This window comes from Cognatilysobacter segetis, assembly GCF_004359965.1.
In the GTDB taxonomy this organism is placed as follows: Bacteria; Pseudomonadota; Gammaproteobacteria; order Xanthomonadales; family Xanthomonadaceae; genus Cognatilysobacter; species Cognatilysobacter segetis.
This window is the reverse complement of record NZ_SMRQ01000078.1, coordinates 1-9,646: the sequence shown is the minus strand read 5'-3', so window position 1 is coordinate 9,646 and position 9,646 is coordinate 1. Positions and strand designations below refer to the sequence as shown.

The window sequence follows — 9,646 nt, the reverse complement described above, 5'->3', positions numbered from 1 at the left end:
CGTGGCGCAGGTCGTGTCCGCGCGCCCGCCGGGCGTGTGGACGCTCGCGGGCATCACCGACGTCAACGGCGACGGCAAGAGCGACCTGGTCTGGCATCACCGCGGATCGGGCGAGCTGTACTACTGGTTGATGGACGGCACGAGCATCTTCGCCAGCCAGGGCGGCGCGTACCTGCCGGCCGGCTCCGTCGCGCTCGCCGGCGGCGACTTCGACGGCGATGGCCGCGGCGACATTCTTTCGGCCACGCCGACCGAAGTGCGCATCTCCTTCGGTCCGCGTGCCGGCGCCGGCTGGATCTTCAGCGAGGCGACGCTGGTGCAGTCGCGCCCGCCGGCCGAATGGCGTTTTGCCGGCGTCGGCGACATCGACGGCGATGGCCGCACCGACGTGCTCTGGCACAACACGCAGACACGCGAGATCTACGACTGGCTGATGTCCGGTGTCGTCGTCGCCGGCGGCCAGGGCGGCACGCTGCTGCCCGAACGCGGCCGCAGCCTGGCCACGGGCGACATCGATGGCGATGGTCGGGCCGACCTGATCTACATGGGCGAGGGCGATATCCGTATCGCCACGGCACGCGTCGATGGCAGTTTCGGTGCGCCGACGACCGTGGGCCGCGTGCCCTTCGCCGGCTGGAAGTTCGTCGACGACGTCGAGAAGCCGCGTGCTGCCGTTCGTGGTGATGTCGATGGCGACGGCAAGGGGGACCTGCTTTTCTTCAATACGCAGACGCGCGAGCTGTACGCCTGGCTCCTCGATGGCGCGACGGTCGCGAACGAGCAGGGCGGCACCTACCTGCCAGAGGGCTTCTCGCCGCTGGCGACCGGCGACTTCAACGGCGACGGTCGCGTCGATGTGTTCTCTACTGATGGATCCGAGGTGCGCCTTTCGCTCGCGCGACCGGACGGTGGTTTCGGCGAAAGCATGCGTGTTGCCGACCGGCCTGCCGCGAATTGGCTGTTCGGCGGCCTCGGCGACGTCGATGCGGACAGCCGCGTCGACGTGCTCTGGTTCGACACCGAGAAGAAGGAAATCTACGCCTGGTTGATGAGCGGACCGGACATCGTGGGCGGCAAGGGCGGCAACGCGTTCCTTCCCGACGCGCAACGTCCCATCGCGCTGGGGGACTTCAACGGCGACGGTATGGCGGACGTGCTGAGCGTCGACAACGCCACGAGCTACAACGACTACTACGTCGGTAACCCGACGAACGTGCAGCGGTTCTACAACAGCCTCTGGAACGTCTCGCTCTCGCTCGTGACCGGCAGCTTCGCGCCGTCGGTGCGCGTCGGCAGCACGAACTGGTACTCGACCGCGGGGCTTTACGGGCCGTATGCCAAGCCGTCGTACGCAGGCCTCGGCGACGTGAACGGCGATGGGCGCGACGACCTCGCGTTCGCCAGCCAAGGTCTCGGCTGCTGCTCGAATTACCGCCTCTCGGCGTGGATCATGAACGGGACCACGTTCGCCACGGGACAGGGTCCGAGCCTGCAGAACAGTCGTGCGGGTCTGCTGGACACCAGCGGCGACGGCGTGGCGAACGTGCTCGAGGCGGGCTCGACGACCGGCATCTACGTGGCGAATCCGCCCAACGGTTACGCGGCACGGCAGGCGATTTCCGCGCTGCCGCCGGCGCCTTGGCGCGTGCTGGAGCCCGCGGGCCTCGCGAACTGAGGCGACGCGGGATTCGCGATCGCGCGACGGATGGGCACCCCCCCTCGAGCGCGGATCGAGCGGTGGCAAGACCGCTGTCGCGACGCGCCGCACCGGCGCGCCGCGGGCGCTTCACAGCATCTGGTAATTCGGCCCCGACCCACCTTCCGGCGTCACCCAGTTGATGATCTCGTAGGGGTCCTTGATGTCGCAGGTCTTGCAGTGCACGCAGTTAGCGGCATTGATCTGCAGGCGGCGGCCGGTGCCTTCGCTGCTGGCGTCCTCGACGATTTCATAGACGCCCGCCGGGCAGAAGCGCGTGCAGGGGTTGCCGTATTCCACGGTGCAGCGCTCGACGCAGATCGAGGTGTCGAGCACCTTGAGGTGCACGGGTTGGTCCTCGTCGTGCTCGGTGGCCGCGAAGTAGACACCGGCGAGGCGGTCGCGCGGTGGGAGCGTGCGCTCGCCCCAGCCGCGGTCGGGCGATTCGTACTCGCCCAGCTTCTCCATCTGGCACCAGTCGGGCTTGTTGCGCAGCGTCCACGGCGACTTGCCGCGCGTGACGGTTTCCCACGCTGCATTGAGCAGGCCGAACCACATGCCGCGCTTGAAGGCGGGCTTGATGTTGCGCACTTCGCGCAGCTCGGCCATCGCGTCCGAGCCGCGCAGTCTCGCGTCCCAGCCTGCGGGCGAAAGCGCGTTCGACGCGAGATGTTCCGCCGCGAGCATGCCCGAGCGGAACGCCTGGTGCGTGCCCTTGATCTTCGGCACGTTGAGCAGGCCGGCGGTGTCGCCGATGAGGATCGCGCCCGGCATCTCGCAGGTCGGCAGCGACTGGTAGCCGCCGGTCACGATCGCGCGTGCACCGGCCGAAACGATCGAGCCGCCCTCGAGCAGCGGCTTCACCGAGGGATGGTTCTTCCACTGCTGGAAGGCTTCCCACGGCTTGTAGTTCGGATCCTTGTAATCGAGGCCGCTGACGTAGCCGAGCGCGATGCGGCCCTTGTCGAGGTGGTACAGGAAGCTGCCGCCGTAGGTCGCGTTGTCGGCGGGCCAGCCGAGCGTGTGCACGATCTTGCCGGGCGACACGCGCTCTTCCGGCACCTGCCACAGTTCCTTGATGCCGATGGAGTACGTCTGCGGGTCGTGGCCCTCGTCGAGCTTGAACTGCTTGACCAGGCGCTTGGTGAGATGGCCTCGCGCACCTTCCGCGAGCACGGTGACCTTCGCGCGGATGTCGATGCCCGGCGTGTAGCCCGGCTTGTGCGAGCCGTCCTTCGCGACGCCCATGTCGCCGATGCGCACGCCCATCACCGCGCCGCTCTCGTCGTGCAGCGTTTCCGCCGCGGCGAAGCCCGGATAGATCTCGACGCCCAAGGCCTCGGCCTGCGGCGCGAGCCAGGCGCACATCGCGCCCAGGCTCACGATCATGTTGCCGTGGTTGTTCATGCCCGGCGGGACCGGCAGCTTGCGCGCGCCGGTCTTCGACAGCAGCCAGAACTCGTCATGCGTGGCCGGCACGCAGACCGGCGGCGGGTTGTCGCGCCAGTTCGGCAGCAGCGCGTCGAGTGGGCCGGTCTCGATGACGGCGCCGGACAGGATGTGCGCGCCGATCGTCGATGCCTTCTCGATCACGCAGACCGAGATCCCGGGGTCGAGTTGCTTCAGCCGGATCGCGAACGCCAGCCCGGCCGGCCCCGCGCCGACGGTGACGACGTCGTACTCCATCACGTCGCGTTCGATCTCGGGGCTGGTGCTCATGGGGCTCTCCGCAGGCTGACCGGGCATTGTCGCCCCTCGCGCGTGGCGCGCCAATCCACGCCACGCGGCGTGCTAGCGTCCGCCCGCATGCACCGCCTCCCGCTGCCCGACGCCGACGTGCGCTTCGATCCCGCGTGGCTTGCGCCGGCGGAGGCCGAAACGCTGTTCGCGCAGCTGCAGGCGGAGATCGGCTGGGAGAACCATCCGGTGCGCCTGTTCGGCCGCGAAGTGCCCGCGCCCCGGCTGAGCCGGTGGATCGGCGATGCCGACGCCCGCTACCGCTACTCCGGCATCTTCCGCGAGCCCTGGCCATGGACCCCGTCGCTCGCCGGCCTGCGCGCCCGCCTGCGCGACGCGCTCGGCATCGACTTCAACAGCGTGCTGGCCAATCTCTACCGCGACGGGCGCGACGCCATGGGTTGGCATGCCGACGACGAGCCCGAGCTCGGCCCGGCGCCCGTGATCGCGTCGGTGAGCCTGGGCGCGACGCGACGCTTCGTGTTCCGCCATCGCGGTGGCGAGACCCGTCTGGCGCTGGACCTGCCTGCCGGCAGTCTGCTGCTCATGCAGGGCGCGACGCAGGCGCACTACCGGCACGCGCTGATGCGAACCGCGCGCCCGGTGGGGCCGCGGATCAACCTGACGTTTCGCAGGATCGGCGCCAGTGGCGCGTGAGCGGGCGTCGCCCGTTCAGCGACGGCCCGACGACATCGAAGCGAGCGTCCACCCGACCAGCTCGCGATCCACGCGCGACAGGGCGCGGTCGAACGCCTCGACCACCTGCGGCACTGCGGTCCCCGCGACCGGCTCGGCGACCACGAACGTGCGCGACGCCAGCACGTCGGCCTGTTCGTTGCGCAGCAGCTTGGCATTCACTTCGATGGTCGCGTTGGGCGTCGCGCCGCCCGCGTAATCGGCTTCGAAGCGGCGGACGTCGAGCAACAGGCGGTATTCGCTGTTCACGCCGCTGCCGGCGCGTGCCACGGCGCGCAGGCGGTCGGAGTCCTCGAACGTGCGCAGCAGCGACGAGGTGAGCATTTCCGACGGCCGTTGCGCCCAGACGCCGTCCTTGTAGACCTGCAGCTCCTGCGGCGTCGGCCGTACCGCGATGCGCAGGCTGTCGTACGGCCGCGCGATCTGCACCGGCGCGAGGGTCAGCTGCGCGTCCACGCGCGGCCAGGACGGGTCGGGCGCGGCCTGCGCGACGGGCGCGAACTGCGGCGGCGGCGCCTTCTTGCCGCCGAGCAGCGAACAGGCCGGCAATGCCGCGACGAGCACGGCGAGCGCGAGCAGCGGGGCGGGGCGGACGGACATGGGGGCGCTCATTCGGGTTCGAATTCCTTCGGACGATCGCGGCCGAGGATGTAGCTGGCCGGGCCGCTGTCGAGGCGATCGGTGACCTGTCGCAGGTCGCGCACCAGCGCGCGCAGTTCGGTCAGCGTCGGGCCGACCTGGCCGAGCCCGTCGTTGGCGAACGAATGGATCGCCGCGCGGTTCTCGTTGACGATGCCGTTCGCCCCGTTGGCCGCCGACTCGAGCTTGTCGAGCGTGCGGTCCAGCTTGCCGACCAGCGTCGGCAGCTTGCTGGCGAGGTCACGGTCGACGTCGCGCACGATGCCGTGCGCATCGACCAGCGTCGCGTTGAGCTCCGCGCTCGACGCGCGCGCATTGACGATCACCGCGCGCAGGTCCTCGCGCTCGGCGGCGATCGAGCCGGTGAGCGAGTCGATGTTCTCCAGCGTGCGCGACACGTGCTGGATGTTCTTCTCGCTCAGTACCTCGTCGAGCCGCGCGACCAGGCGGTTCGCGGTGTCCGCGATGTTCTGAAGGGCCGAGGCCTCGGTGCGGATCACCGGCTTGTCGTGGTGGTCGACGCTGGTCAGCAGCGGCGCCTGCGGGCTGCCGCCGGTGAGCTGGATGAAGGGCGGGCCGGTGATGCCGCTCTGCGACATCTTGGCGCGCGTGTCGGTCTTGATCGGCGTGTCGGACTGGATGCGCAGCGTGGCCAGCACGCGGCGCGGATCCTCCGGCGCGAGCCGCAGGCTCTCGACCGTGCCGACCGAGATGCCGTTGTACTGCACGGAGCTGCCTTCGGAGAGGCCGGTGACCGGCTCGTTGAAGACGACCGCGTATTCCTGCCAGTCCTTCTCCGACGAGTACTTGGCCGCCCACAGCGCGAACAGCAGGAGCACCGCCGTCACGAGGATCGTGAAGGCGCCGATGAGGACGTAATTGGCCTTGGTTTCCATGGGGCGCGGGGTCCGGTCGGGCTCAGGTGGGGCGGGCGTCTTGGTTGCGTTCGCGACCCGCCTGCGCGGCGCGCGCGCGGGGGCCGTGGAAATACTCGCGAACCCAGGGATGGTCGAGCTTCTCGATCTCGTCGATCGGTGCGGTCGCGATCACCTTGTGGTCGGCGAGCACGGCCACCCGATCGCAGATAGCGTAAAGCGTGTCCAGATCGTGTGTGATGAGGAAGACGGTCAGGCCGAGCGCCTGCTGCAGCGTGCGGATCAGGTGGTCGAACGCGGCCGCGCCGATCGGGTCCAGACCCGCGGTCGGCTCGTCGAGGAACAGCAGCGGCGGATCGAGCGCGATCGCGCGCGCCAGGCCCGCGCGCTTGCGCATGCCGCCCGAGAGCTGCGAGGGCAGCTTGTCGATGGCGTCGGCCGGAAGCCCGGCGAGCTTGACCTTCAGCAGCGCGATCTCGTGGCGCAGCGAATCGGGCAGGTCGCGGTGGTATTCCTTCAGGGGTACCTCGACGTTCTCGCCCACGGTGAGCGACGAGAACAGCGCGCCGTCCTGGAACAGCACGCCGGTGTGGCGCTCGATGCGCCGCCGCGCCTCGGGGTCGTCCGTGCGGGCGTCGACACCGAGCACCTCGATTTCGCCCTCGTCGGGCGTGCGCAGGCCGAGGATGGAACGCATCAGCACCGACTTGCCGGTGCCCGAGCCGCCCACCACGCCGATGATCTCGCCCGGAAGCACGTCGAGGTCGAGGCCATCGTGAACGACCTGCTCGCCGAACCGGTTCACGAGGCCGCGCACGCGGATCACCGGCTCGCGCGCACGCATTGCATCGCCGTCGCCAACGGGCGTATCTGCGCGCGGCGCGTCGTGGGTCATGTCCGGATCACCCGCCACGCATCACCGATCGCCGCCTCACCAGTCCATCACCATGAACCACAGCGCCGCGATCGCATCCAGCACGATCACCAGCGAGATCGCCTGGACCACCGACGACGTCGTTCGCTCGCCCACCGACTGCGCGGTGCCCTCCACCTGCAGGCCTTCAAGGCAGCCCACCAGCGCGATCACCATCGCGAAGAACGGCGCCTTCGACAGGCCCACCCACAGGTGGCGGATCTCGATGGTGTCGTGCATGCGGGCGAGGTACTGCTGCGGCGGGATGTCGAGGCCGTAGGCGCCGACGGTCAGGCCGCCGAGCAGGCCGGCGATCATCGCCACGAAGGTCAGCAGCGGCAGCATGGTGAGCAGCGCCAGCAGGCGCGGGATCACCAGCAGGTCGATCGGATCCATGCCCAGCGTGCGGATCGCGTCGACTTCCTCGCGGCTCTTCATCGCGCCGATCTGCGCGGTGAACGCGCTCGCGGTGCGGCCGGCGAGGATGATCGAGGTGAGCAGCACGGCGAATTCGCGCAGGAAGGCCACGTCGACCAGTTCGACGACGTAGATCTCCGCGCCGAAATCGCGCAGCACGTTCGCGCCGAGGAAGGCGATCACCGCGCCGACCAGGAAGCTGAGCACCGCCACCAGCGGCGTGGCGTCCAGGCCGACCTGCTCCATGTGGTGCACGAGCGCGATCGGACGGAAGCGCGCCGGCTCCTTCACCGTGCGCAGCAGCTTGGCCAGCACTTCGCCGAGGAAGGCCACCAGCGCGAGGAACTCCTTCCAGTTGTCCTTGACCGCAAAGCCCAGGCGCGCGAGCGCCGCGGCCACGCCGAACTCGCGGCGGCGCTTGGGACGGTCGTCGGCGACGTCCTCGATGGCGGCGACCAGCGCGCGGTGCTCGTCGCGGAACTCGAACGCGGTGAAATCGACGCCGCAGCGTCGCGTCCACCGCAGCAGTTGCAGGACGCCGAGCGAATCGATGCGCGCGACGCCGGTCGCGTCCACGGCGGTCAGGCCGCAGGGCGCGGTGGCCAGCAGGTCGCCGATCGGCACCGCGTTCTCCAGCGTCCACTGCCCCGACAGGCGCGCGGTGCCCGCGTCGGTGTCGGTGTCGAGGGCGGGCGGGGCGGGGTTCGATTCCATCGTCGCGACGGAGCATACCGGCTCGGCCGTGGGCGGGGATGCATGCGATCCTGTCCCGATGACGGCGCCCTTCAGTGAAGCCTCCTACGCCGCGCGCATCGACTTCATGGTCGAACTCGCCGAGCGCCTGCACCGCTACGGCACCACGGCCGACCGCCTCGAGGGCGCGCTGACCGCCGTCGCGTCGCGGCTGGGCATCGGCTGCGAGCCGTGGTCGAACCCGACCGGGCTGATCCTGACGTTCAGCGACCCGGGCCGCGCCACGGGCCTGCGCGACACGACCCGCGTGCTGCGCCTCGCCCCGGGCGAGGTCGACCTGCACCGCCTCGCCGAGACCGACCGGATCGCGGAGGAGGTGCTCGCGGGCACGCTCGATCCCGTCGAGGCGCGTGCGCAGATGCGCGCCCTCGACAGGCCGCCCACGCGCGCGATGCGGCGTGCCGAGCTGATGGCATTCGGTCTCGCCGCCGCGTCGGTGGCCGGGCTGTTGCGCCTGCCGTGGCTCGACATCGGCGTCGCGGGGGTCACCGGCCTGCTGATCGGCCTGCTCGCGCAGCTGTCGGAGTCGCGACCGCGCGTGCGCACGGGATTCGAGGCGCTCGCGGGCATGCTGGCCGGCGCGATGGCGGTGCTGGCGGGCGCGCTGATCGCGCCGCTCAACCAGAACACGGTGATCATCGCGTCGCTGGTGGTGCTGCTGCCCGGCCTCACGCTCACCAATGCCGTCAACGAGCTCACCGGGCAACAACTGGTGTCGGGCACCGCGCGTTTCGCCGGCGCGCTCACCACCGTGCTCAAGCTCGGCATCGGCGTGCTGGTGGCGCTGTATGCGCTGGACGTCGCGGGCCTCGATCCCGTCGCGCGCGGATCGCGTCCGCAGCCGGTGTGGATCGAGTGGATCGCGCTCGCGCTGGCGTCGTTCTCGTTCGCGGTGCTGTTCCGCGCGAGCTACCGCGACTACCTGCGCGTCATGGGCGCGGCCGCGCTGGGCTACCTGATCTCGCGCTTCGTCGGGCAGGCGGCGGGCAGCCCCGCGGGCGTGTTTCTCGCCGCACTGTCGATGACCGCGATCGGCAATGCCTACGCGCGCTGGTGGCATCGCCCGGGCGCGATCATCCGCGTACCCGGCATCATCATGCTGGTACCCGGCAGCACCAGCCTGCGCGGCCTGCTCAGCCTGATGCAGAACCAGGACGTGGGCGCGGGGCAGGTGGCGCTGCTCGCGGTGATGAACGCACTGGCGGCGCTCGTCGCGGGCCTGCTGTTCGGCAACATGCTGCTGCCACCGCGACGCAATCTCTGAGCCTGGCGCAGCGCCCGGATGCGACGACGCCGGCGCGGGGCCGGCGTCGGGTCGATCAGCGGATCAGGAAGTCGTCGAGGACGCGGCCCTTGCTGGTATGCGCCTGCAGCCAGCGCGGCTGCTTGCCGCGACCGCTCCAGGTCTCGCTCTCGTTGTCCGGATTGCGGTACTTCGGTGCGACCTTGCTGCCCGCCATCTTCGACGGCTTGCGCGCCGCCTTGGGCGGCGCGCCGGCGGCCGCGCCGCCCGCCGCGCCGCCGCGCGTGCCGAACAGCTCGGCGATCGAATACCCCTCCGCGCGCGCGATCTGCTCAAGGCGCGCGCGCACCGTCGCGACGGGCTTGCGCTTGCTGAGCACGCTGCGCCGCTTCTTGGCCTGGGCGATCAGGGCTTCGAGCTCCTTGGCGGACATGCTGTTGAGATCGAGTGCCATGGAAACCTCCGGGAAAACCAAAAAGAAAATGGGCCGCCCTTCAGCGGACGGCCCATCCTAACCAGCGGCGTTAATCGCGTAAATCGATCGCGATAATCAGACGCCGCGCACGCGCGCGATCGCGGAATCCCGATCGAGCTGCTCGGCCTCGCTGGCGCGGCGGTGCCGGTATTCGTACGTGCCCGCCTGCAGCCCTCGCTCGGAGACGACGATGCGGTGCGGA

The 9,646-nt window shown here is 70.1% G+C and carries 9 protein-coding genes; 3 read left to right on the top strand and 6 right to left on the bottom strand.

Annotation, left to right across the window (positions count from 1 at the left end; genetic code table 11):
• Positions 1-1,675: FG-GAP repeat domain-containing protein (locus E4F61_RS13205; RefSeq protein ID WP_133480094.1), on the top strand; the 1,675-nt coding region annotated here is incomplete at its 5' end.
• 111 nt (positions 1,676-1,786) lie between these two features.
• Here the strand turns inward: E4F61_RS13205 and E4F61_RS13200 are convergent.
• On the bottom strand, positions 1,787-3,415 hold the full coding sequence (locus tag E4F61_RS13200) for an electron transfer flavoprotein-ubiquinone oxidoreductase (RefSeq protein WP_133480093.1): 1,629 nt from the start codon (positions 3,413-3,415) through the stop codon (positions 1,787-1,789).
• Positions 3,416-3,502: 87 nt separating this feature from the next.
• On the opposite strand from E4F61_RS13200, the gene E4F61_RS13195 reads away from it, so the two are divergent.
• The gene (locus E4F61_RS13195; RefSeq protein ID WP_133480092.1) at positions 3,503-4,090 is read left to right on the top strand and encodes an alpha-ketoglutarate-dependent dioxygenase AlkB family protein; all 588 of its coding nucleotides are present in this window, start codon (positions 3,503-3,505) and stop codon (positions 4,088-4,090) included.
• Between the two features lie 15 nt (positions 4,091-4,105).
• Here the strand turns inward: E4F61_RS13195 and E4F61_RS13190 are convergent, their stop codons facing one another.
• The 4 genes from E4F61_RS13190 to E4F61_RS13175 form a co-directional block, all read right to left on the bottom strand.
• Positions 4,106-4,729, bottom strand: a complete 624-nt coding sequence (locus E4F61_RS13190) for an ABC-type transport auxiliary lipoprotein family protein (RefSeq protein WP_425480157.1) — start codon at positions 4,727-4,729, stop codon at positions 4,106-4,108.
• Positions 4,730-4,737: 8 nt separating this feature from the next.
• On the bottom strand, positions 4,738-5,664 hold the full coding sequence (locus tag E4F61_RS13185; protein ID WP_133480090.1) for an MlaD family protein: 927 nt from the start codon (positions 5,662-5,664) through the stop codon (positions 4,738-4,740).
• Between the two features lie 22 nt (positions 5,665-5,686).
• Positions 5,687-6,487: an ABC transporter ATP-binding protein gene (locus tag E4F61_RS13180; RefSeq protein WP_238382946.1), complete on the bottom strand. Its 801-nt coding sequence runs from the start codon at positions 6,485-6,487 to the stop codon at positions 5,687-5,689.
• 87 nt (positions 6,488-6,574) lie between these two features.
• The gene (locus E4F61_RS13175; RefSeq protein ID WP_133480088.1) at positions 6,575-7,687 is read right to left on the bottom strand and encodes an ABC transporter permease; all 1,113 of its coding nucleotides are present in this window, start codon (positions 7,685-7,687) and stop codon (positions 6,575-6,577) included.
• Between the two features lie 58 nt (positions 7,688-7,745).
• Between E4F61_RS13175 and E4F61_RS13170 the strand changes: the two genes are divergently transcribed.
• Positions 7,746-8,990: a threonine/serine exporter family protein gene (locus E4F61_RS13170; protein WP_133480087.1), complete on the top strand. Its 1,245-nt coding sequence runs from the start codon at positions 7,746-7,748 to the stop codon at positions 8,988-8,990.
• Positions 8,991-9,045: 55 nt separating this feature from the next.
• Here the strand turns inward: E4F61_RS13170 and E4F61_RS13165 are convergent, their stop codons facing one another.
• Positions 9,046-9,423, bottom strand: coding sequence for an H-NS histone family protein (locus E4F61_RS13165; RefSeq protein ID WP_133479677.1), 378 nt, complete (start codon positions 9,421-9,423; stop codon positions 9,046-9,048).
• Positions 9,424-9,646: the final 223 nt, after the last annotated feature.

Bases quoted from the DNA above. Each gene is read 5' to 3' on its own strand.
- E4F61_RS13200 (WP_133480093.1), bottom strand. From the start codon at position 3,415: ATGAGCACCAGCCCCGAGATCGAACGCGACGTGATGGAGTACGACGTC.
- E4F61_RS13195 (WP_133480092.1), top strand. From the start codon at position 3,503: ATGCACCGCCTCCCGCTGCCCGACGCCGACGTGCGCTTCGATCCCGCG.
- E4F61_RS13190 (WP_425480157.1), bottom strand. From the start codon at position 4,729: ATGTCCGTCCGCCCCGCCCCGCTGCTCGCGCTCGCCGTGCTCGTCGCG.
- E4F61_RS13185 (WP_133480090.1), bottom strand. From the start codon at position 5,664: ATGGAAACCAAGGCCAATTACGTCCTCATCGGCGCCTTCACGATCCTC.
- E4F61_RS13180 (WP_238382946.1), bottom strand. From the start codon at position 6,487: ATGCGTGCGCGCGAGCCGGTGATCCGCGTGCGCGGCCTCGTGAACCGG.
- E4F61_RS13175 (WP_133480088.1), bottom strand. From the start codon at position 7,687: ATGGAATCGAACCCCGCCCCGCCCGCCCTCGACACCGACACCGACGCG.
- E4F61_RS13170 (WP_133480087.1), top strand. From the start codon at position 7,746: ATGACGGCGCCCTTCAGTGAAGCCTCCTACGCCGCGCGCATCGACTTC.
- E4F61_RS13165 (WP_133479677.1), bottom strand. From the start codon at position 9,423: ATGGCACTCGATCTCAACAGCATGTCCGCCAAGGAGCTCGAAGCCCTG.